The sequence below is a fragment of the Ectopseudomonas oleovorans genome, from assembly GCF_003052605.1.
Classification (GTDB): domain Bacteria; phylum Pseudomonadota; class Gammaproteobacteria; order Pseudomonadales; family Pseudomonadaceae; genus Aquipseudomonas; species Aquipseudomonas oleovorans_A.
The window spans coordinates 15,221-38,371 of record NZ_QASO01000142.1; the positions used below are offsets into that span (position 1 = coordinate 15,221).

The following is a 23,151-nucleotide window of genomic DNA, read 5'->3' on the forward strand; positions in this document are numbered from 1 at the left end:
GGGTTTTCGGCGGCCTGTCTTGCTCGCTGGTTGCGGATGAAAGCGCGTCGGACCGGCGGCGAGTGCGACGGTGGCCCGAGCGATGCCTCAGCTGTCGACTTCGGCGGGATTGCTGGTGCCAATGGAGGTGTAGCTCGGCCATTGCCGCAGCAGGGTTTCGACGAACTGTTCGGCTGCCGGCGACAGCGAAGAGCCGCGGCGGCGCACCAGACCCAGGGTACGGCTGATCACCGGATCGACCAGCGGCCGGCTGACCAGAATCGGATGATCCTCGGCCGGCATCGCCAAGCTGGGGAGGGCGGCGATGCCCAGGCCGGCCTCGACCATGCCGAGTGATGTCGACAGATGCTGCACCTCGTAGAACCAGCTTGGGCGCCAGTCGAGATGGGCCAGGCCGTGATCGAGCAGCACGCGGTTGCCACTGAGACGGCCGACGCCAATCAGGCGATAGTCGCTGAGCTCGCGCCAGGCCGCCTCCGAGCGTTTGGCCAGGGGATGATCGCGCCGGCAGGCGAGCACGAAAGGCTCGTTGGCCTGCTGGTCGACCGCGAGCTGACCGACCGCGACGACAAGCGCCTGAGTAGCCGCCTGCGCCAGGCCCGGCTCAAGCACAACGCCTGCATCGAAGACATCGACTACCGCAGCCCGCGCGGGCTGGATAAGGCGCTGATCCTGCAACTGAGCAGTGGCCAGTGGCTGCGCGACGGTCTCAACCTGATCATCGGCGGCCCCACCGGTGTCGGTAAAACCTGGCTGGCCTGTACCCTGGCCCACCAGGCCTGCCGGGCCGGCTACCGCGTGCGCTATCTGCGCCTGCTGCGGACATCCGCCACTTGCACTGCAGCCATCGGGTTCGGCGTGCTGCTCGGTTGCGCAACTTGGCTTCACGCCGTTTCGGCCCTTCGTAGTCGCCGCTCATCTTCTCGGCGCAGACGCACCCGACGTCGAAGCTCTCGTCCAGATCGGGATGCTCCATGATGTGGACGTAGCGGATCTTCTCGTTGCCGCACATTTGGCAGGTCGCTTAGTCGGTCTCGTCTGCTGACTCGCCGTCGGCCCTCAGATCGACCACGTCAACGCAGTGCCATCCCTTGTGGGGCACACCCGGCTGGTCCCATCGATTTCCACTCACGACTGACTTCCCTGATCCTGGATCATCGAATACTTGCCTGTATGGCATTCCACGCCACATCCCAGCGTATCCGCTCCTGCTCGAGGCGGACTTGTTGGTCCCAGACATTTCCTTTAATCGACTGGTAGAGCTTTTGTTCGGTATTGGTGAGTAGTGGGAGCTCTGTGGAAGAGTGCTGGTCTTTCTCTTCGACCCATAAATCGCGATGACTCATCAGCGTAAACTCGTCCATAAGCACAGTCTTCAGGCTTGGGATGTATGTTCTGGCTCGATTAAGAATGGCAAAGCCGTGCGTATCAATGTCACCCCAGTAGATACATTGCGCCTGTTGTAGCCATGGAAGCTGTCCCAAAACGTCAACCGCGTAACCCAGTCGCATGATCACAACCGCCCCTGGCAGATCATCAAAGGCCAGGCCAGTTTGAAGGTTCTCAACAACGAAGACACTCTTTGGTCGTATACCAATTCTCGCGACCTCATCACAAGGCGCAGAGATATCGCCAAGACCGCCAAAACGGGCCCTTAGGTCCGGGTCTAGAACGCGCATGCGCATTAACTGCGGCTGTGCCCTCAAGCCGCAGCGCCAGAAGAAGTCGCGCTCTCCTGTTGGGTCACCCTGGAGCGTTGTAATCAAGTCAGAGATGATGCCCTTTCTAGAATCCAGCCATTTGCTGTCGGCACCGGCAACCGGAATTTGTCGTGGGTAGAGATTCGATTTCGGATTGCGACTGATCCAATCCAGCATCTCTGCCAGTCGACGGAAATCGGCATCGCTGTAGTCAGCGAGGACATCAAAGTATCTCGGCAACTGCTGTGCAAGCACCGGCCAGCGAGCAGTGAGCGTCTGATACCGAGACAGGGAACGAACCCACCGTGCGGATGCACCGATCCACATGGCAACATCTTCAGGGCCTCGTAACGCCAGTTTCTCTGGCAGTCGCTGGACACCAAGCGCTTTCCACCGACGCTCACACCAGGACAGGGTGCCGACTCCTTGCCAGCCTTGCCATGCGCTCACCCAAGCGCGAACGCCGTCGACTTGCCTCAGCGCAGCCTGCTCCGTCGGTATGCCGAGGGGAACTTCCAATGGCCATTGGCCCTCGCCCGGATCACCGACCAACCATTCGCGGTGCTTGCTTTGAAAGCGACGGGCAAGAAACTGCCGAACATCTTCAGGAAGCTTCAACGCTAGCCTCCTCTCGTGCGTGCTCTGGCAGCTTCAACCGCTGACGATCACCGTCGTACTCGATGAGCAGGACGCCTGAGACGCGCCGATCGCTGATATCCACAAAGCAGGCGCCACCGATGAATGGCTCAAGGGTCATGACCGACTTTAGCGGCGTAGCGACCACCATCTGGAATCCGAAATTGGTAAAGATGTTCATCGCCAACGCGGTGAACTCGTTATCCGCCTTGTCGAAGGCTTCATCCAGCACGACGGGGGCATACATCGGCACGCCGTGGTCGTTCCCGCCCAGTTGATATCGCAGGGCTGCGGCCAAGCACGTGGTGGCTAGCTTCTGCCGTTGGCCGCCGGACTTGCCTGCTCCGCTGCGGTAGATCTCGACCTCGACACCGCTTTCGTCGATCTCCCGCCCGATGAATTCAACATGCTGTCGAACATCGAGCACAGTCTCACGCCAGCGTTTCTGCTCGGGGTCCTGACTGGCAAGTCGATCAACAAGTCGCCGCAAGGCCAGGAACCGCGCCTCGGCAAACTCGCGATCCTCCGTCCATGCGTGGCTCAGTGCCTGCTGGATCTCCCGCTTGAATTCCTTGACGTCGACAAGCTGCCGGTCACTGGCGTCGATGTGGAGATAGGTGCGTTGATTGGCGCTCTGGTTGAAGGGCACCTGGCCAAGACTGTCGTTGACCAGATCCATCCGCTCCAGGATCGCCTTACGCGCATCGTTCAGGTAGGTGGAAAGCGCCGCCAGATTCTGGTGACTTTGGTTCTGCAGCAATTCAAAGAATCGCTGCTCATAGGCGGGCAGCCCATCTGTCTCCAGCCGAACCAGTTTGGCGAAGAAGTCTGGCGCGCTGGCAAGGCTCGTGTCCATGTCGCCCGCGTCCATCGGCCATTGCCGTTTGAAGTCGGCAAAGCGTGCTTCTATTTCCTTCTCGCAGGCACCAATCCCACGGTTGACCTCTTCGATCTCCGCATTGAGTGCGCGTTCTACAGAAGTTGTCACCTTGTCGATGTTGTCGAGCCGGACTGCATCTGACTGCTTGGCGAAGCGCTCGTCGAGACCCGAAACCTGATGGGACGTCAATGGAACGATAGACGCGTCCTGCAGGAGGGATTCCAGTTTCTGGGTGCTGGTCTTGATCTGGTCAACAATCGAGTCGTGCGCACGCGTTGCCTGCCGAAGATCTTTGTCAGCATCATCGACGAGTTTCTTTTGCTTCTCGATCTGCTCACTGATTTGCAGCAGGGTGGTGTTCCCCTCGCGCGCTTCGCGGATTTGCCGCTCAATGGTGGAGATGCGATCCAGCAATGGGAGCAGATCTATTTCTTGCCACTGGAGATTCACCAGAGTCTGGCACTGTATCGCTCGGGCCGCACGATTCTTGTCTTGCTCGGAGAGTTTGTCGATCTCCCCGGCGAGGCGCGCAACCGCGTCAGCCTGCTCCTGCGCCTGAGCTTGAAAGAGCCCTAGCTTCTCCCGGTTATCAAATCCGAGCACCCAGTTTCGCCGGTCGCCGACACTTCTGCGGTCGTCTTTCTCGTGCCGAGTTTTGCTGTGCTTGACCTGACCCTCGCGGGTAATGGCGCGATCTGCGCTCCTGAACGACTGAATGGAATCGACGCACGCGTAATCGAAGCGTTGCCGCAGCTCGGCCTGGAGCCAATCAGCGTAGCTCCCCTCCTTGACGTTCAGCTTGAGGACGAGCGAATTGGTCCCGATGGGCTTGGCCTGCCGCGTCTCCGGGCGGCCAGTCCGGTAATACACCAAGCGCTGCCCAAGGTGGGTGGTGTTGATGTGATTGGCCAATGCCGAATACTGGCGCTCGTCTACCAGGAGTGAGAGCGCAAACCCGTGCAGTACGCGCTCAATGGCCCCCTGCCATTCGACCTCGTCAGACTTCACCTCGACGAGTTCGCCAACAAAGGGAAGTGCCGACTCCGAGATCCCGATGGCGGCGGCGATGTTTCGACGCATTTCCAGCATGTCCGCCGGAATGTTCGATGGCTGGCGCTGGAGTGCCTGCACCTCTTTCAATGCTTGCGAAAACGCGGTCTCGGCATCCTTCTTTTCTCTGTCCAGGCGGAACTGCTCGGCGCGGCTATCGTTGCTGCGCTGCTCCCAGTTTTCGACCTCCTGCCGCGCGCTGCCCAACAGTTCCGCAAAGGCTTGAGGCGAATCCGGGAGACTCCAGCCCAGCTTCTTGCACGCATCTTCGGCCTGGGCGCGTTTGCGCAAACGATCCGTGCGCTGGCCCTCCAGCCCCGATTTCTCGGTTTCCCATTGCTCGATCTGATCACCGCCTGCCTCACGGTGCTGTCGCTCCAGATCGCGCAAGATTGCGGCGTGGTTATCCAGCGTGCTTTGACGTCGCCCCACTTCACCTTCTGAGCCGTTGGCTTGCACCTCCAGGGATGCCACGTGCTCCTTGAGGAGATCAATGCGGCGGGTCTCCCGGTAGCCGTCCACGCCCAACCGAAGCTCATCCAAGCCATTGCGCTGCAGCATCAGCGAGTCCCTGCGCAGGTGCTGGTCCCGCGCTGGGGCGAGCGTTTGAACCTGCTCGCGGGCCGTGACGACTGACTGGTGGGCCGCATTGAGCTCGCCAAATTCACTGACCAAGCGATCCGCTACCTCGAAGGTCTCGGGCTTGTCGAGCATGAAGTCGCGCAGGAAGGTATTGAGGTCGCCGAGGTTTTTGGCGGATTGGGTTTTGTGCAGCAAACGTAGCGCCATTTCGCTCTCGATGCCGAGCAGACGGCAGAACCGTTCGCAATAGGGACGAAATTCGTCGCGGGCGAACGCCTCGGGGAAAGACTGCTTGAGCTTTCGGATGTCGAAGTTGGATTGACCGAAGTCCTCCAGCTCGCGCAGGTCAAAGGCCCGCTCCAGGACAAGGTAGTGGCGTTTGACGTCGGTGCTTCCATTCGCATTGCCGCGAAGCCAGAACACCTGAACCAGCACCACAGACTGGCCCAATGCGTTCTGGTAGGTCAGTGCCAGGGCAGACCACGTTGTCCCCGAGCGCAAGTAGCGGGTGGCGATCTCACCCGACTCTCCATCCTTCTGTTCGGCCCATGCCCCACGTACGTAGGTGACGAGGTTTCGGTCACGGCCACTGCGGTCAGCCTCCCGCGCGGCAGCGTTGAAGTCAATCCAGCGAGGTGGCGTCAGCAACGCCGAAAATGCATCGAGCAGCGTCGACTTCCCTGCGCCGGATCGACCCACAAACAGAAAGCCTCGCTCGCTGATTGGTACGTCGTGCAGGCCGGAGAAAGTACCCCAGTTGTAAACCTGCAGGCGGGTCATCCGGAACTGCTCGCGGGCAAACAAGGACGCGGTTTGGGGTTCCGAGATCATTGGTCGGCCTCCTCATCGGACTCGGTCTGAGCCAGTTGCGCTGGCGTCTCACCGGCGGCCATGCGCTGATACAAGTGGGTCAGGGCTTGTATTTCTTCTGCAGAGAAGAGGAGCTTCAGCGTTGGCGAAATCTCGAAGCGATCCTCACTCGAGCGAATTTTCTGAAGAATGCTGTGCTTCTTGATCTTCTCGATGGAGGCATGAACCCGTTTCACGAACCCTGCACGGTCGGTGTTGGCGGCGCGCTCATAGAGGGATAGAAACTCCGTGATCTCATCTGTCGACACCACGGCACGATCCCCCTGCGAGTCCGCCTGGGTCAATCGCTGGCGAAGGTGGAGCAACAGAATGGAGTCAATGAACGTCAGTTGGGCGCGACGCAGCAGCAGGGGCACTTCAAGGTCGCCGGTATCTGCCTGACGCGTGAAGGCCACTTGCACATCCCGATCGATGACCAGTTCGAGAAACAGTTCGGCAAGGCGCCGACGTATCACCGCTTCGTCTCGCGCCAAGATCGGCCAGAGCTTTGGATGTCGACGTCCGTCGAGCGAAGGTCCCGCAAGTAGCTGCACCAGGGCGCGCCGGGTATCCAGCGCCAACTCGCCGCTGTCACCCATGAAAAGGGTGTTAGCAGATGCCTGCGAAGCATCTGGCGCTTGTGCTTCGGCTGGCATTGCCGCTTCGTCGTTCTCAGACCAGTTCATTGGCCCGCTCCCTCAAAAAGAAGATCTTTGGAATTCGGGCGCTACGACGCTCGTCGTCGCCTCCAACCCAGCCTACGGTTTCGCTATGGTCGGCTTTGAAACCATGCCGACTGCCCAATGCAAGCAGGCCGACGACGCTGCCCAAACCCTGTGCAGCGGGGAACTGCTCCAGCACGTCGGCAATGGATGCCTGGGACCGTTGCTCCAGGACCGCCAGCACGTTGGCCTTCAATGTTCGGAAGTCGATCTCGGACTGGGCGACCAGTTCGCTGACGGACTCCAGGTCGATTGGCGGGGCATCCCCTTCCGCCATTTGGCCGGGCAAAGCTTGTAGGGAGGGGTCGTACAGCACCCATTGAGACAAGGAGCGCAAACGGCTGCTCGTGAGCTCAAGCGTGTACTGGAGGGTTTCTGTGGCCCTGACTTCGTCCTTCAGGGCGAGTGCTGCTCGCTGAGCGTCTTTCAGAAGGTGATTGAGTCGGCGTTGCTCGAGGTATTCACGACTCTGGACGAAGTGCTTCAGGCTGCGCGCGAAGGTCTGGAGCACCTCGTGAACCATGCCGCCCTGCTCGAGAAGGGTCCGCGTCAGCCGAAGAAGGAATCGTCGCTCCTTGGCTTCGAGCTGCCCCACGAACTCCCGCGACATAACGCTATCAAGCGCCTGATCAAGCGTGGCCGCTTGCTCTGGGTCCGTAAGCAATCGCCAGAAAGCGGAGAAAGTTCTTCCGGCGTCACTCTCTGAAATCAGGTCGATTCCGGCGAACAGCGAATCCAGCACATCCCCACGATTGCCATCGTTGTCCATGATGCGTTCACGAAGATCGCGATTCAGCTGGTCGAACTGATCGCGGACGCGTCGGAAATCACCTGCAAGATCATCAGCCAACGTGATGATCTCCCGCGTGCGCTCCAGCGCCGTTGCGTGGGGCAGCACGCGCATCTGCCCCTTCTGGATGGCGTCTATCTCCTTATCGATGCGGGCTTGCTCGGCCATGAGCCGGTCTATGCGACGGAATTTGTCGGTGTCGGTGTCCTCGGCAAGCCGGGCTAGTGCCTCGATAACAAGCGTCAGGCGGCTTTCGGTTGCGGCTGAGTGCGGCTGCTCCAGGCCAGAGACAAATCGAATGGCTTCGACGGCGGCCGTGGAGAGTTCATATTCCTCCTCTGAAGCCCCAGCCGGGAAGCGTCGCTCCAGGTACCCATCGGCAAGCCAGCTGGCGACGTACGCTTGTGCCGTTTGGGGGAAGTCTTCGCCTTGGGCGCGCAGCTCTTCCAGATCTCTTGCGATTCGTTCGTGAAAAATGGAGGCAGGAAGACTTCGCTCACTCTCGTAAAGATGGGCCTGAAGCAGGCCAATGACGGTAGGTCCAGTGTTCGAGGCAAGCAGGCGCCACAGCGGCTGCGCCCGCATGCGCCGGTACGTCGCGATGGCTTTGTCTGCTTTCACTCCTGTGCTCCAAGTGCGCGTCTCGCCCGCCTTGTGGTTATCACAACACGACGCATACACGCATCAAAAACAACTGATAGACAGATTCTAGAGCAGACAATATACTTTCCGCAATAACCCACACAAGCATTCGCTAACCCGAACGAGCTAGCCAGGATGTCGAACGAACAGCTTGCAGATCTAACCCAGCCACAACGCGACCGGCTCGCCTTCATTGAGCTGCGTGTGCGCTTCGTGGGGGAGATCCGCCGGCAGGACTTGGTTGCGCGGTTTGGCATCCAGTCCGCAGCGGCAACTCGGGATTTAGCGCTTTATAAGGAGTTGTCTCCGGGCAACATCGAATATGACCCGAAAGGCAAGGCCTACGTCCTGGGGTCGGACTTCCGGCCCGTGTTCGACTATCCCCCGGAACGGGTGATGTCGTGGCTAACGCAAGGCTTTGGAGACGGCGAGCCGATGCGACTCAAGGTGTGGGTGGCCAGCGAGAGTCCGTCGCGGCTTACGCACCCAGATCTGGATGTGTTGGCAAGTGTGACTCGAGCGATTCACCAGGAATGCGCACTTGCTATCGACTATTACTCGATCTCAAGTGGCAAGTCCGAACGAGAGATTGTTCCCTTCGCATTGATCGACAACGGCCTGCGCTGGCATGTCCGCGCCTTCGACCGGAAGTCCCAGGAGTTCCGGGATTTCGTCATCACCCGGATCAAGAACCCTGTCGTGCTCAAGGGGCGGCCAGTTGCAGCCCATGAGATGAGCGATCAAGACATCCAGTGGACGCGGATCGTCGAACTGGAGTTGGTGCCGCACCCGGATCAGCCCCGGCCGGAGATCACCGAAATGGATTACGGCATGCGCGACGGCGTGCTGCGGATGAAGCTGCGCGCTGCCACGGCTGGATACATCCTGCGCAAATGGAGTGTCGACTGCTCTCCTGACCACAGCCTCCGCGGGCATGAGTACCGGCTTTGGCTGAGAGACCACCTTGCCATCTACGGCGTGCGCAATGCTGTGCTGGCCCCGGGATATGCGGCACCAGGTAGCTCTGGCGCGGGAGCTGCTAATGACTGATCAACAGATGCATCAGCCTACGCGGGTCGTGTTGGAAAAACCAACGAACAAAGAGAAATGAAATGAAGGAATCCTACCTATCCACCCTGCTGCAAATGAGGCCCCTCGTCGGCTTCCTCGGTGAGCGTGCTCAGTGCATCTGGTGGTCCGCGGCGCTCTATTAATATGGCAAATAAATAGGGCATATTGCATAATCTACCTCCATGAAAATAGATGCCCGCAAACTCAGCCCCCAAGAACAACGTGAAAAGCGCTCCACGGCCCTACGCATGCGTGAGCAGGGTTACACCTACAAGGCTATTGGCGAAGCGGTTGGTGTTCACCCCCGCACTATTGCTCACTGGGCGCAGGTCGCAGAACATAAAGGCGAAAAGGCTGCCATAGCCGGCGGCCAGCGTGGTGTGCGCCAGGGTGATCGCCGCAGTTTGAGCTCCAGCCAGGAAGTGCTGATTCGCACCTTGATGACCGATAAGATGCCCGAGCAACTCAAGCTCGGCTTTGCGCTCTGGACGCGTGATGCGGTGCGAGAACTGATCCGCCAGCGCTGTGGTTTTCTCATGCCGGTTCGAACGGTTGGTGAATACCTCAAGCGTTGGGGCTACACCCCGCAGCGACCGCTGCATCGGGCTTATCAGCAGAAACCTGAAGTGGTTCAGCACTGGCTGGATAATGAATATCCACGCATCGCACAGCGGGCCAAGGCTGAGAATGGTGAGATTCAGTGGGGCGACGAAACCGGTATGCGCAGTGACAGCCATGCTGGCCGCAGCTACGCCCCTATTGGCGAAACGCCGGAGCGCCTGGTCAGCGGCAGTCGTTTTTCCACCAACATGATTTCCACCGTGACCAATCGGGGCAAACTGCGCTTCATGCTGTATCGGGAAACGCTGACAGCCCCAGCGCTGATTCGCTTCCTGAGTCGCCTGATTCGCGATGCTCAGGGCCGCAAGGTGTTCCTGATTCTCGACAACCTGCGCGTACACCACAGCAAAAAGGTGAGTGCCTGGGTCGGCGACCGCAAAGAGCAAATCGAACTGTTCTTCTTGCCGGCCTATGCCCCGGAGTTGAACCCTGACCGAGTATCTGAATTGTGATTTGAAACATCAGGTTCGTACGGGCTTGCCGGCGTGTAATCAGGACGAACTGGAAAGGCGTGTTCGCTCGGTCATGAGACGATTGCAATTACACCCTGAAAGATCCGTTCTTATTTCCGGCATCCACGTATCGCCTACGCAGCATGATTCGGGGTATTTGATTGCCGGGTTAATAGCTTTTCGATCCCGTCGCCAGCGCGGTTGCATTCACATATTCAGGCTGTTCTTGAAATCTACCGCCTTGGTCGTTCTGCAGTCCGCGCAGGCGGCTGAACCAGCCAAGCCGCTGCAGCCAGCGGCCAACAATGCCAGAATGCCTGCCTGATTCCCGGCTAGCCATTCCCGCATGAAAATCATCAGCCTGCGCCTCAAGAACCTCAATTCCCTCAAGGGCGAGTGGAAGATCGACTTCGCTGCCGAGCCTTTCGCCGGTAGCGGCCTGTTCGCCATTACCGGGCCGACCGGTGCGGGCAAGACCACCTTGCTCGACGGCATTTGCCTAGCCCTGTATCACCGCACGCCGCGCATGAGCACGCTGTCGGCCAGTGGCAACGAGCTGATGACGCGGCATACCGCCGACTGCCTGGCCGAGGTCGAGTTCGAGGTCAAGGGGCAGGGCTACCGCGCCTTCTGGAGCCAGCGCCGCGCGCGCGACAAGGTCGACGGTGCGTTGCAGGCGCCCAAGGTCGAGCTGGCACGTATCGCCGATGGTGAAATCCTCACCGACAAGATTCGCGAGAAGGAAAGTCTCACCGCCGAGCTGACCGGCCTCGATTTCGAGCGCTTCACCAAGTCCATGCTGCTGGCCCAGGGCGGCTTTGCGGCGTTTCTCGAAGCCAATGCCAACCAGCGCGCCGAGCTGCTGGAGGAACTGACCGGCACTGAGGTGTATGGGCAGATCTCGCAGCAGGTCTACGAGCGCACCAAGGCTGCCGAACAGGCACTCAATCTGCTGAAAAGCCGCGCTCAGGGCATGGAGTTGCTCGACGAAGCGCAGCGCGCCGAGCTGCAGGCCGAGCAGCAGCGTCTGAGCTTGGAGGAGTCGCCGCTGCTGGCCCGGCAGCAGGCTCTGCAGGCCCAGCGCCGTTGGCGTGAGGCACTGCAGCAGGCCGAGCAGCAACGGGAGCAGGCGCGACTCGGACTGCAGCAGGCCCAGCAGGCTCGTAACGAGGCAGCCGGTGAACTGCAGCGCCTGGCCGCCAGTGAGCCGGCAGCTCGATTGCAGCCGCTGTATCTGGCCTGGCAGCAGGCGCAGCAGGACAGGCAGCAGGCACAGCAGGTGCTGGATGACCTGCATCAGCAGCAACGCCACAGCGCTGAGCGCGAGCACCAGCAACTCTGGCTGGCCAGCCGCTATGCCCAGCAAAGCGCGAGCCTGCGTCACGAGGAGCTGCAGCGTCTGGCCGGGCAGCGTGAAACGCTGCACGCACGCATGAGTACTGCGCCGCAACGGGAACGCCTGGGCGAGCTTCTGGGTAGTTGGCGTGTGCAGTTCGATCAGCGCGGGCAACTGCTCAAGGAGCAACAGGCACTGCACGCACGCATGGCGCAGGAGGGTGAACAGCTCGCCGCCTTGCAGCAGCAGCGTGATCAGCTCGGTGTGCAGCAGGCCGACGCGCTGAAGCGGCTGGAGGATGCGCGCGCCAGCGAGGCCAGGCAGCAGAGCGAGCTGCAGGTCCTGCTGGGCGAGGGCGACGAGGCCGGACTGCGCCAGCGTTGGCAGCAACTGCAAGTGCAAGGGCGCGTATTGGATCGTCTGGAACAGTTGGCGCAGAGCCGTGAGCAAACGGCTGCACAGGTCGCCGAGTTGACCCCGCGTCTGGCTCAGTTGCAGCAACAGCACACCCGCAAGAACGATGAAATCACCGGCCTGCGCGAGCGTTACAAGGCGCTCAAGCAACAGCAGGCCGACAAGGAAAAGCTGCTTGAACAGGAGCAGCGCATTCAGGATCTGGAAGCCTACCGCGCCCAGCTGCAGCCCGGCGAAGCCTGCCCGTTGTGTGGTTCGCACGAGCATCCGGCGGTCAGTCAGTACCAGGCGCTCAACGTCTCCGCCACGCGCCAGGCGCTGGAACAGTGCCGCAACGAACTGGCGCAGCTGGAAAGCCAAGGCGGCACCCTGCGTGACGAGCTGACTCGGCTGGTCACGCAGATCGCTCAGGTTCAGCAGCAACTGGAGCAGGCGAGCCAGCAGGCCGCTCAGCAGGATGCGCAGTGGCAGCAGCAACTGATCGAGCAGGCCTTGCAGATATCTGACGGCGCCGCTTTGCGCGAACTGCAGCGCCAGCACGAGCAGAGCCTGACGCATCTGCAGACGCGACTCGCCTTGGTCGAGACCGGGCAGGCGCAACTGGCACAGGCGCGTGGTGCACGTGAAGTGGCCGAGCGGGCGTTGGCTGATGCGCAGCAGCGCCTGGCGCTACTGGCGCGTGATGAGGAGAACCTGCAGGCGCGACAAGCCGAGCAGGGCCAGGACCTGCAGCGTTTGCAGCAGGCGCTTCGGCGCCACGAGCAAATGCTGCTGAGCAGTCTGGAGGGCTTTGCTGTTGAGTTGCCGTCGGACGCTGGCCTCTGGCTGGACGAGCAGGAGCAGGCATGGCGCGACTGGCAGCAGGCCCAGGCGCAGGATCAGCAATTGCAGGAGCAGCAGCGCGAGGCGCAGCGCTTGCTCGCCGACGCCGAGACACAGGCCGGGCACTGGCAACAGCGCTGGCAGGACGAAGGTGCGCTGACGCTGGCTGAACCCGAGCCATCGGCACAGCCGCAACTGGCGTTGAATGAGGCCGCCAACAGCCTGGCCAGTGCCCAGCGCGAAAGCGATGCGTTGCGCGGCCGCGAGCAGAGTCAGCAGACCTTGTTGCTGCAGCTGCAGCAACGCTCGAGCGAGGCCGAGCAGCACTGGCTGACGGCTCTGACGGGCAGTCCTTTCAGCGATCTTGCGGCGTTTCTCGCTGCGCTGCTGGACGAGGGCGAGCGAGAGCGTCTGGCGGCTTTGCAGGCACGTGTGGAGCGCGCTCTTACCGAGGCTTCGACGCTGTTGGCTGCCGCCGACGCGCATCTGCAGCAACTCAGCGCTACACCGCAGACAGAGCTGGCGCTTGGTGAACTGGATGAGCAGTTGCAGGTACTGCAGAGCGAATTGCGTGCCCTGAGCCAGCGCCAGGGCGAGCTGCGTGCGCAGTTGCAGGCCGACGAGACGCGGCGCAGCAGCCAGCAGTCGCTGTTCGCCGAAATCAGTGCGCAGGAGAGTGAGCAGCGCCTGTGGCAACAGCTCAACGGCCTGATCGGCTCGGCCGACGGCGCCAAGTTCCGCAAGTTCGCCCAGGGCCTGACCCTCGATCATCTGATCCACCTGGCCAATCGCCAACTGACGCGTCTGCACGGGCGTTACCAGTTGGCGCGCAAGGGTAGCGGCGAACTCGAGCTGGAGGTCTGCGACACCTGGCAGGCTGATGTGGCACGCGACTGCCGCACGCTGTCCGGTGGCGAGAGTTTCCTGGTCAGCCTGGCGTTGGCCCTGGCGCTGTCGGATCTGGTCAGCCACAAGACCAGCATCGACTCGCTGTTTCTCGACGAAGGCTTCGGCACCCTCGATGGCGAGACGCTGGAGGTGGCGCTGGACGCGCTGGATAACCTCAACGCCAGCGGCAAGACCATCGGCGTGATCAGCCATGTCGAGGCAATGAAGGAACGCATTCCGGTGCAGTTACGGGTACACAAGGGCGTTGGCCTGGGTTACAGCCGGCTCGACGCACGTTTTGCAGTCAAAGAAGGGGCATGACGATGTTGATGCGAGCGAAGGATTCCACCCTGCTGGTGATCGACCTGCAGGAACGCCTGTTGCCCGCCATCGATGGCGGCGCGGCGGTGGTCGAGCATGCCACTTGGCTGGTACGCGTGGCGCAGCGCCTGCAGGTGCCGGTGATCGCCACCGAGCAATATCCCAAGGGGCTGGGCTACACCGAGCCGGCCCTGCATGAACTGCTGCCGGGCGATGGCCTGCGCGAGAAGATTCATTTTTCTGCCACGGCCGGGGCCGGGGTGTTCGATTTGCCCGGTGGCGAGCGCCAGCAGTTCATCGTTTGCGGCACGGAAACCCATGTTTGCGTGCTGCAGACGGTAATGGGCCTGTTGGCGGCCGGGCGTGAGGTATTCGTGGTGGATGAAGCCGTCGGCTCACGCCGCCCGCGCGACAAGGCGCTGGGCCTGGGGCGCATGGAGCGTGCCGGGGCGGTGATCGTGTCGCGTGAGATGGTCGCCTTCGAGTGGCTGGAACAGGCTGGCACCGAGCTGTTTCGCGAGGTCAGCAAGGGCTTTATTCGCTGATCATTGACTGCTCATTTGGGTCCCCGCCTTCGCGGGGATGACGGCTGTCTGGAGTTCTCATCATTCCCGCGCTGGCGGGAATCCAGGCGCCACGTTTTTTCGGTTATGGCGCGGCATCTTCCGGCCCGGGTTGGTAGTGGCCAGCCTGCAGGTCGTCGAAGTACTTCTGGTAACGACCGTCGTCGCGGAATTGTTGCAGGCGAGCGTTGAAACGTTCGCGTAGCGCTTCGCTCTGCGCCAGGCGCTTGGGCAGCATCAGGTAACTGCGATTGACCAGCAGCGGTTTGGGGTGGTGGGTGATGCGCTCGGCATCGGCGCTGGAGAACTCGTGACGCAGCGCGGCGTAGCCGACGTTGAGCTCCTGCGGGTAGAGCACCACGCGCTCCTTGAGCAGCTTCTCGAAGTTCTGCCGGTCGCTGGACACTCGTTCGATGCGCACCTTGCCTTTGGCGAGAAAGGCATCGAATGCCGGCCCGTAGCTGTATTCCAGGCCGCCGCCGAGGGTCATGCCGCTGAGGTCATCGAAGTGCAGCCAGTCGAAGGGCTGCGTTTTCAGGTGAAAGAACACGAGCTGTTCATCGAGCAGGGCGTCGCTGAGCATGGCCGTGGCCGGGCTTTGGCTGGCGCTGGGCGGCTGGTTGCCCTGGTAGGGCGAGCAGTGCGCACGGCACATCCTGCGGCCCAACCCGGTATCAACGTCGCCTCCGGGTAGGGTACGCCGTGCGCACCAGTAGGTCTCAGCGCCAGCGGCTGTCGCGCCAGGCGCAGCGGGCTTGTCCGTCCTTGAACGTCCAGGCCACCAGGCGGCTCTGCTTCTGACCCTGAGACATGCCGAGGATGCGTACCTCGACCGCACCGGCCCTGGCCAGCCAGCCTTGCAGCAGTTCAACGTTACCGCCTTTCGATACCAGGCTGCTGAACCACAGCACCTGCTCGGCGACCTGCGCGCTTTCGCTGGCCATGCGCTTGAGAAAGGCGGCCTCGCCACCGGGGCACCACAGCTCGGCCGCCTGCCCGCCGAAGTTGAGTACCGGTAACTGGCGTTTGGGGTCGAGCTTGCCGAGGTTGCGCCATTTGCGCATGCTGCCGCTGGTGGCCTCGGCGGCGCTGGCGTGGAAGGGCGGGTTGCACAGGGTCAGGTCGATACGCTCCTCGCTGCCCAGCAGGCCGAGGAAGATATGCTCGGGATTGGCCTGCAGGCGCAGTTCGATACCACTGGCCAGTTGCGGGTTGGCGGTGACGATGGCCCGCGCCGAGGCCAGCGCGGCCGGGGCGATATCGGCGCCGATAAAGTGCCAGGCGTACTCGCAATGGCCGATCAATGGGTAGATGCAGTTGGCCCCGACGCCGATATCCAGCGCGTACACTCTGGCGCCGCGAGGTATTTGCCCATCATTGTCGGTCGCCAGCAGATCGGCGAGGTTGTGCAAATAGTCGGCGCGACCGGGAATCGGCGGGCACAGGTAGCCGTCGGGTATGTCCCAGTGACGGATGCCGTAGTACTGCGCCAGCAGCGCGCGATTGAACACCTTGACCGCCGCCGGGTTGGCGAAGTCGATGCTGGGTTTGCCATAGGGGTTGGTGATCACGAACTGGCCCAGCTCGGGGCTGGCCTTGATCAGCGCGGGAAAATCGTAACGCCCCTGGTGACGGTTGCGTGGGTGCAACTGGCCCTTGCTTGGTGCAGTCTTTACAGCGGCAGGGGCAGGTTTGCGCGGGCGTTTAGGTGGCTTGGGCATGAACGGGCATCGACGAGTCGGGCGCGCGATTTTCCCATAGTCGGGCCAGGCACGCACTGCATTCGGGACAAGGGAAGCTGGTGCGCGCGGTGCCTCTTACGTTTCTGCTCTTGTAGGAGCCCGCTTGCGGGCGATCAGCGGTAGCGGATGATCGCTGGCAAGTCAGCTCCTACAGCGGAAAGATCAGCGGCACCAGCAGCACGCTGACCATCATCACCAGCAGGGTGAAGGGCACGCCGATGCGCACGAAGTCGCCGAAACGGTACTGGCCGGGACCGAGCACCAGGGTATTCACTGGCGAGGAGATCGGCGTCATGAAGGCGGCCGAGGCAGCCAGGGCCACGGTCATGGCGAAGGGCAGGGGCGACACATCCAGCGCCTGCGCCGTGGCGATGGCCACCGGGGCCATCAGTACCGCCGTGGCTGTGTTGGAAATGAACAGGCCAATCACCGCGGTAAGCACGAACAGGCTGGCCAGGATTAGATGCGGCCCGGCATCGCCCAGGCCGCCCACCAGGCCCTGCACGGCCAGCTCGACGCCGCCGGTCTGCTGCAAGGCCTGGGCGAAAGGCAGCATGCCGACGATAAGAATCAGCGTCGGCCAGTGGATGGCGCGGTAGGCGCTGTCCAGGTCGATACAGCGAAACGCGCCCATCAGCAGGCAGGCAATAAGTGCGGCCTGTACGTTGGGCACCAAGCCGAAAACCATCAGCACGACCATCACTGCCAGGCTGAGCAATGCGTAGGGCGCCTTGCGTGCGGCAGGCGCCACCTCGGCCACTTCCGCCGGCAGGCTGAGCACCAGAAAGTCGCGGCTCAGACCCTGAAGGCGGTGGATGTCGCGCCAGGCGCCGGCCACCAGCAGGGTGTCGGAGGCCTTGAGTTTTTCGTCCACCAGCACGCCTTCCAGCGCCTGGCCCTGACGGCGCAGGCCGACCACGTTGAGCTTGTGCCGCGAGCGAAAGCCCAGTTCCTGAATCGTTTTGCCGGGTAGTTGCGACTCCGGCGGCAGCGCCACTTCGGCCAAGCCCAGTTCATGGGCGTGCAGGCTGAAATACGAATGCGCCAGCGGCATGGGCTCCAGGCCCAGCGCCTGGTAGCTGCCGAGCAGGCCGATGGTGGGGCTGGCTATATCCACCAGCAGCACATCGCCTGGTTCCAGCTGGGTGTTGCCGCTGGCCATCAGCAGCAGGGTACGCAGGCGCTGGCGACGTTCGACAGCGATGACGTTGATGCCGTGTTCGCGGCGCAGTTGCAGTTCGTTGAGCACCTGATTGGCCAGGGGCGAGTCGGCGCGCACCTGCAGGCGTCGCTCGCGCTCACCCAGGCGATAGCGCTCGGCCAGATCGGCCAGAGTCAGGTGTGGCGGTTCGTTGTTGCCTCCTGCTTCGCTGCGCACAAGCCAGCGGCGCGCCAGCAGCATGTAGCCGATACCGAGCAGCAGCACGGTGAGGCCGATGGGGGTAAAGGCGAAAAAGTCGAAACCCTCCAGCCCGGCACGGCGCAGTTCGGCATGCACCACCAGGTTGGGCGGGGTGGCCACCAGGGTCAGCATGCCGCTGATCAGCCCGGCGAAGGCCAGCGGCATCATCAGGCGTGCCGGAGCAATGCGCAGGCGGGCGGCGACGCCAAGTACCACCGGGATGAAGATCGCCACCACGCCGGTGGAACTCATCACCGAGCCGAGCCCGGCCACGGCCAACATCAGCAGAATCAGCAGGCGCGTCTCGCTGCTGCCGGCCTTGGTCACCAGCCAGTCGCCCAGGCGGTAGGCGATGCCGGTGCGCACCAGACCGTCGCCGATGACGAACAGCGCGGCAATCAGGATGACGTTGGCGTCGCTGAAACCGGCCAGGGTCTGTTGCAGGTCGAGTACGCCGGTCAGCGGCAGGGCGACCAGCACCAGCAGGGCGACCACGTCCATGCGTGGCTTGCCGATGATGAAGAGGGTGACGGCGCCGGCCAGCAGGCCCAGCACCCAGAGCAGGTCAGGATTCATCGTACTTCCCAGGAGATATGGGACGAATTATCTCAGGGATAACCGAGCGTGGTTTTGATCTGCTGCAGGTTGGCGGCAATCCAGCGTTTGTCGATCGGCCCCCAGTCGCGAATCTGGTAGTGACCGGCGTTGTTGCGTTCGCCCTCGTTCTGCTCGAATTGGCAGTCGATATCCAGCTCGGAAAGGGCGGCCAGGGTGTCCTGCGCGGTGCGCCTGGGCATGCCGGTAACGTCCATCAGTGCCGGCACACTGACGGCCTGGCCGCTGTCGATCAGCCAGGCCACGTAGAGGCGACGGTAGAAGCTGGTGCGGGTCTTGCTCGTCTGCATGAGAAGTCCTTATGCGTTGATCCTCGCCACCGAAGCCGGCGAATGGCCTGAGCATATAGCCGCTGGCACCGTTGAGGTAGCCCCGCATGCCAGGCCGTCAGCCAATGCAGAGGTGCCGGGCGTTCGGCGGCGTCAGTGCGTATGACTCAAACGGCCGTTTGCACCCTGGGTGGCAGCAGATAGGCGAGGGCGATGGCCAGCACCGGCATGATCAGGTTGAAGAAGCAGTACGGCAGGTAGCTTAGCGTTGCCACGCCCAGTGTGGCGGCCATGTAGGCGCCGCAAGTGTTCCACGGCACCAGCACCGAGGTCAGGGTGCCGCCGTCTTCCAGCGCGCGTGACAGGCTGGTCGGCGCCAGGCCGCGTTTCTCGTATTCGGCACGGTACATGCGTCCCGGCAGCACCAGGGCGATGTACTGGTCGGCGGTAATGATGTTGGTGCCGATAGTGGTGGTGATGGTGCTGGCGACCAGGCCGCTGTTGCTGCGTACCAAACGCAGTGCGCTTTGCAGCAGGCGTTGCAGCAGGTCGAGGCGCTCCAGTACGCCACCGAAGCACATGGCGCAGATGATCAGCCAGACGGTGGTGAGCATGCTGGCCATGCCGCCCTTGGACAGCAGGCCATCGAGTTCGGCGTTGCCGCTGGCCGACGCGTAGCCGGCGAACAGCGCAGTCCATACCGTTTTCAGTGGCGCCAGGACGCCGGCTTGTGGGTCAGCCAGGCGCGCCATCACTTCTGGCTGGAACACTATGGCGAATACGGCGCCGAGCAGGGCGGCGAGAAACACCGCCGGGAAGGCGGCCCACTGGCGCACCGCGAGCAGCAGCAGGAAGGCCACCGGCAGCAGCAGGTGCCAGCCGAGCTTGAACTGTGCCTCCAGCGCGCTCAGCACCTCGGCGATACGACTGGTGTCATGTTCGGCGCTGGCCTGCTGGCCGAGGGTGAAGAAGATCGCCAGGGCGATCAGCAACGCCGGCACCGTGGTACGCAGCATGTTGCGGATATGCGCGAACAGGTCGGCGCCGGCTGCCGCTGGCGCCAGGTTGGTGGTGTCCGATAGTGGCGACAGCTTGTCGCCGAAGTAGGCGCCGGAAATGATCGCCCCGGCGGTGATCGCCGGGTCCAGGCCCAACCCGGCCGCCACGCCCATCAGGCCGATGCCGAGGGTGCCGGCCACCGTCCACGAGCTGCCGATGGACAGCGCGGTGAGCGCGCAGATCAGGCAACTGGTGAGGTAGAAGTACTCGGCGCTGATCAGCTTCAGGCCCAGCCAGATCATGGTCGGCACCGTGCCGGCGAGAATCCAGGTGCCGATCAGCGCGCCGACCGCCAGCAGGATCAGGTTGGCCTTCATCGCCATATGGATGCCGGCGAGGATGCCTTCCTCGATCTCGGCCCAGCGCAGGCCGTTCTTCAGGCCGACCAGGCCGGCGACGAAGGCGGCGCTCATCAGGGCGATCTGGTTCGGGCCGCTGGAGGAGGCGTCACCAAACAGGTAAACGGAGAGGCTGAGCAGCACGACGAGCACGCCAATTGGCAGCAAGGCGTCGAGCAGGGAAGGGGCGCGGGCGGTCATGGGTGTTCCGGGGGATTGATCAAACAAGGGGTAGAGGCCGTGGCGGCGCTCTTATGAAAAGGCCAAGTCTATTGTTGGACGGGCTTTGCGAGGGCGGCTCAATTGAGGCGCAGTATCGATTGTGGGCTGAAGCCCACCCTACGAGCTGGGCTGACGGCCTTCCCAAAAAAACAAACCCGCGCCGGTTGGGGCGCGGGTCTGTGGGTGTCGCGCGGTGATCAGAGTGCGGCGATCTTGCCGCGCTGCTCGACCATCTTGGCCAGGGCCTGCTCGGCCTCGGCCAGTTTGGCGCGCTCCTTCTCCAGCACTTCGGCCGGGGCTTTGGCGACGAAGCCTTCGTTGGCCAGCTTGCCACCGACGCGCTTGACCTCGCCTTCGAGGCGGGCAACTTCCTTGTCCAGGCGCGCCAGTTCGGCGTCCTTGTCGATCAGCCCGGCCATCGGCACCAGCACTTCCATCTCGCCGACCAGGGTGGTGGCGGACATCGGCGCTTCTTCACCAGCAGCCAGTACGCGCACCGATTCCAGTTTGGCCAGCTTGCTCAGCAGCGGCTCGAAGTCGGCCAGGCGGCGTAGGTCTTCGGCACTGGCGTTGGCGACGATGATGTCGATGCGCTTGGCCATGGAGATCTTCATCTCGCCACGAATCTGGCGTACGCCGAGCATCAGTTGCTTGACCCACTCGATGTCACCTTCGGCAGCGGTGTCGATGCGGCTTTCGTTGGCCACCGGCCAGGCCTGCAGCATGATGGTCTCGCCGCTGACGCCAGCCTGGGCCTTGATGCGCTGCCAGATTTCTTCGGTGATGAAGGGCATGAACGGGTGGGCCAGGCGCAGGATCACTTCCAGCACGCGCACCAGGGTGCGGCGGGTGCCGCGCTGGCGCTCGATCGGCGCGTTTTCGTCCCACAGAACGGGCTTCACCAGTTCCAAGTACCAGGCGCAGTACTCGTCCCAGATGAACTCGTACAAGGCCTGGGCGGCCAGGTCGAAGCGGAAGGCATCGAGGTGGCGGGTCACGTCCTGCTCGCAGCGCTGCAGGGCGGAGATGATCCAGCGGTCTACCGGCGACAGGTCTACGGTTTCGCCATTGATGCCGGTGTCCTGGTTATCGGTGTTCTCGATAACGAAGTTGGCGGCGTTCCACAGCTTGTTGCAGAAGTTGCGGTAACCCTCGACGCGGCCCATGTCGAACTTGATGTCGCGACCGGTGGAGGCCAGCGCCAGGTTGGTGAAGCGCAGGGCGTCGGTGCCGTAGGCGGCGATGCCGTCGGGGAATTCGGCGCGGGTCTGCTTGGCGATCTTCTCGGCCAGCTTGGGCTGCATCATGCCGCTGGTGCGCTTGGCCACCAGCGATTCCAGATCGATACCGTCGACGATATCCAGCGGGTCGAGCACGTTGCCCTTGGACTTGGACATCTTCTGGCCCTGTCCGTCGCGCACCAGACCGTGCACGTACACGGTCTTGAACGGGATCTGTCCGGTCAGGTGGGTGGACAGCATGATCATCCGGGCGACCCAGAAGAAGATGATATCGAAGCCCGTCACCAAGACATCCGTTGGGTGGAAGGTCTTGAGAAAATCGGTCTGCTGCGGCCAACCGAGGGTGGAGAAGGTCCACAGGCCGGAGCTGAACCAGGTGTCCAGCACGTCTTCGTCCTGGCGCAGGGCGATGTCACCGAGGTTGTGCTTGGCGCGTACTTCCGCCTCGTCGCGGCCCACGTAGACGTTGCCGGCATCGTCGTACCAGGCCGGAATGCGGTGGCCCCACCACAGCTGACGGCTGATGCACCAGTCCTGGATGTCACGCATCCAGCTGAAGTACATGTTCTCGTACTGCTTGGGCACGAACTGGATTTCACCGCTCTCGACCACGGCGATGGCTTTCTCGGCCAGCGGCTTGGTGGAGACGTACCACTGGTCGGTCAGCCACGGCTCGATAACGGTGCCGGAGCGGTCGCCTTTCGGCACTTTCAGGGCGTGGTCTTCGATCTTTTCCAGCAGGCCGGCAGCCTCGAAGGCGGCGACGATCTGCTTGCGCGCCTCGAAGCGATCCAGACCGGCGAACTGCGCCGGAATGTTCGCTTCGATCTGTTCATTGACGCTACCGTCGAGGTTGAACACCTGAGCGGTGGTCAGCACGGCGGCGTTCTTGTCGAAGATGTTGATCAGCGGCAGGTTGTGGCGCTTGCCCACTTCGTAGTCGTTGAAGTCGTGCGCCGGGGTGATCTTCACGCAGCCGGTGCCGAACTCGGGGTCGCAGTAATCATCGGCGATGATCGGGATGCGGCGGCCCACCAGCGGCAGCTCGACGTAACTGCCGATCAGCGCCTTGTAGCGCTCGTCTTCCGGGTGCACGGCCACGGCGGAGTCGCCGAGCATGGTTTCCGGACGGGTGGTGGCGACGATCAGGTAGTCCTTGCCTTCAGCGGTTTTCTTGCCATCGGCCAGCGGGTAGCGCAGGTTCCACAGGTGGCCTTTCTCGTCGTGGTTTTCCACTTCCAGGTCGGAAATGGCGGTGTGGAACTTGGTGTCCCAGTTGACCAGGCGCTTGCCGCGATAGATCAGACCATCCTCGTGCAGGCGGACGAAGGCTTCTTTCACGGCTTCGGACAGACCTTCGTCCATGGTGAAGCGCTCGCGCGACCAGTCCACCGAGCTGCCCAGGCGACGGATCTGGCGGGTGATGGTGCCGCCGGACTGTTCCTTCCACTCCCAGACTTTCTCGAGGAATTTCTCGCGGCCCAGGTCGTGGCGACCGATGCCATCGGCGGCCAACTGGCGCTCGACCACCATCTGCGTGGCGATACCCGCGTGGTCGGTGCCTGGCTGCCACAGGGTATTGCGGCCCTGCATGCGGCGGAAGCGGATCAGGCAGTCCATGATCGAGTTGTTGAAGCCGTGGCCCATGTGCAGGCTGCCGGTGACGTTCGGCGGCGGGATCATGATGGTGTAGGGCTCGCCCGAGCCTTGCGGGGCGAAATAGCCCTTGGCTTCCCAGTTCTGGTACAGGGCGGTTTCAATGGCGTGCGGCTGGTAGGTCTTGTCCATGCGCGGCGGGACCCTTTGACGGCTGATCGGAAAAGCCGACAAGTATACCGCTTCTGAGCGCCAAGCCATAAGCCCCGCGCGGCAGAGCAGACCTTTTGTAGGAGCCCCGCCTCGGGGCGAAGCTTTTGCTCTTTGC

Annotated in this window: 13 protein-coding genes and 3 pseudogenes; 5 read left to right on the forward strand and 11 right to left on the reverse strand. The window is 62.4% G+C overall.

Going from position 1 to position 23,151, the window contains the following annotated elements:
* Nucleotides 1-87: 87 nt before the first annotated feature.
* Nucleotides 88-531 (reverse strand): annotated as a pseudogene (locus DBO86_RS25345) (LysR substrate-binding domain-containing protein); the annotation flags it as partial.
* Here DBO86_RS25345 and DBO86_RS25350 point away from each other — a divergent pair.
* Nucleotides 448-858 (forward strand): annotated as a pseudogene (locus DBO86_RS25350) (ATP-binding protein); the annotation flags it as partial. The pseudogenes DBO86_RS25345 and DBO86_RS25350 overlap by 84 nt on opposite strands.
* 296 nt (nucleotides 859-1,154) lie before the next feature.
* On the opposite strand, the gene DBO86_RS25360 reads toward DBO86_RS25350, so the two are convergent.
* Genes DBO86_RS25360 through DBO86_RS25375 form a run of 4 tightly spaced genes read right to left on the reverse strand, consistent with a single transcriptional unit; the run spans nucleotide 1,155 to nucleotide 7,830 of the window.
* On the reverse strand, nucleotides 1,155-2,318 hold the full coding sequence (locus DBO86_RS25360) for a DUF3322 domain-containing protein (RefSeq protein ID WP_108235205.1): 1,164 nt from the start codon (nucleotides 2,316-2,318) through the stop codon (nucleotides 1,155-1,157).
* Nucleotides 2,305-5,679 (reverse strand): ATP-binding protein, encoded by a 3,375-nt coding sequence (locus DBO86_RS25365; protein ID WP_108235206.1) that lies wholly within the window; start codon nucleotides 5,677-5,679, stop codon nucleotides 2,305-2,307. The genes DBO86_RS25360 and DBO86_RS25365 overlap by 14 nt, the downstream gene beginning before the upstream one ends.
* Nucleotides 5,676-6,383: a DUF4194 domain-containing protein gene (locus DBO86_RS25370; protein WP_108235207.1), complete on the reverse strand. Its 708-nt coding sequence runs from the start codon at nucleotides 6,381-6,383 to the stop codon at nucleotides 5,676-5,678. Before DBO86_RS25370 ends, DBO86_RS25365 begins: the two co-directional genes overlap by 4 nt.
* Nucleotides 6,370-7,830, reverse strand: a complete 1,461-nt coding sequence (locus DBO86_RS25375) for a DUF3375 domain-containing protein (RefSeq protein ID WP_017462912.1) — start codon at nucleotides 7,828-7,830, stop codon at nucleotides 6,370-6,372. Before DBO86_RS25375 ends, DBO86_RS25370 begins: the two co-directional genes overlap by 14 nt.
* A gap of 156 nt (nucleotides 7,831-7,986) precedes the next feature.
* Here DBO86_RS25375 and DBO86_RS25380 point away from each other — a divergent pair, with 156 nt between their 5' ends.
* From DBO86_RS25380 to DBO86_RS25400, 4 genes and pseudogenes are all read left to right on the forward strand, one after another.
* On the forward strand, nucleotides 7,987-8,901 hold the full coding sequence (locus DBO86_RS25380; RefSeq protein ID WP_108235208.1) for a WYL domain-containing protein: 915 nt from the start codon (nucleotides 7,987-7,989) through the stop codon (nucleotides 8,899-8,901).
* Between the two features lie 203 nt (nucleotides 8,902-9,104).
* Nucleotides 9,105-10,142: pseudogene (locus DBO86_RS25390) on the forward strand (IS630 family transposase).
* A gap of 199 nt (nucleotides 10,143-10,341) precedes the next feature.
* Entirely contained in the window at nucleotides 10,342-13,776 is a 3,435-nt protein-coding gene (locus tag DBO86_RS25395; protein WP_108235209.1) for an SbcC/MukB-like Walker B domain-containing protein, read from the forward strand.
* 2 nt (nucleotides 13,777-13,778) lie between these two features.
* Nucleotides 13,779-14,321, forward strand: coding sequence for a hydrolase (locus tag DBO86_RS25400; RefSeq protein WP_084342409.1), 543 nt, complete (start codon nucleotides 13,779-13,781; stop codon nucleotides 14,319-14,321).
* A 103-nt stretch (nucleotides 14,322-14,424) separates the two neighbouring features.
* On the opposite strand, the gene DBO86_RS25405 is transcribed toward DBO86_RS25400, so the two are convergent.
* The 6 genes from DBO86_RS25405 to DBO86_RS25430 all read right to left on the reverse strand — a co-directional run bounded on the left by DBO86_RS25405 (nucleotide 14,425) and on the right by DBO86_RS25430 (nucleotide 23,015).
* A complete protein-coding gene (locus DBO86_RS25405) occupies nucleotides 14,425-14,994 on the reverse strand; it encodes a substrate-binding periplasmic protein (protein WP_177326190.1) in 570 nt (189 codons plus the stop codon).
* Nucleotides 14,995-15,058: 64 nt separating this feature from the next.
* Nucleotides 15,059-16,060: a 23S rRNA (adenine(1618)-N(6))-methyltransferase RlmF gene (rlmF, locus tag DBO86_RS25410; protein ID WP_108235210.1), complete on the reverse strand. Its 1,002-nt coding sequence runs from the start codon at nucleotides 16,058-16,060 to the stop codon at nucleotides 15,059-15,061.
* A 169-nt stretch (nucleotides 16,061-16,229) separates the two neighbouring features.
* On the reverse strand, nucleotides 16,230-18,059 hold the full coding sequence (locus DBO86_RS25415) for an SLC13 family permease (protein ID WP_108235211.1): 1,830 nt from the start codon (nucleotides 18,057-18,059) through the stop codon (nucleotides 16,230-16,232).
* Between the two features lie 32 nt (nucleotides 18,060-18,091).
* Complete coding sequence (locus DBO86_RS25420) at nucleotides 18,092-18,388, reverse strand: winged helix-turn-helix domain-containing protein (protein WP_003459649.1); 297 nt, start codon at nucleotides 18,386-18,388, stop codon at nucleotides 18,092-18,094.
* 146 nt (nucleotides 18,389-18,534) lie between these two features.
* Complete coding sequence (gene nhaC / locus DBO86_RS25425; RefSeq protein ID WP_108235212.1) at nucleotides 18,535-19,965, reverse strand: Na+/H+ antiporter NhaC; 1,431 nt, start codon at nucleotides 19,963-19,965, stop codon at nucleotides 18,535-18,537.
* 218 nt (nucleotides 19,966-20,183) lie between these two features.
* Nucleotides 20,184-23,015, reverse strand: a complete 2,832-nt coding sequence (locus tag DBO86_RS25430; protein ID WP_108235213.1) for a valine--tRNA ligase — start codon at nucleotides 23,013-23,015, stop codon at nucleotides 20,184-20,186.
* Nucleotides 23,016-23,151 lie beyond the last annotated feature (136 nt).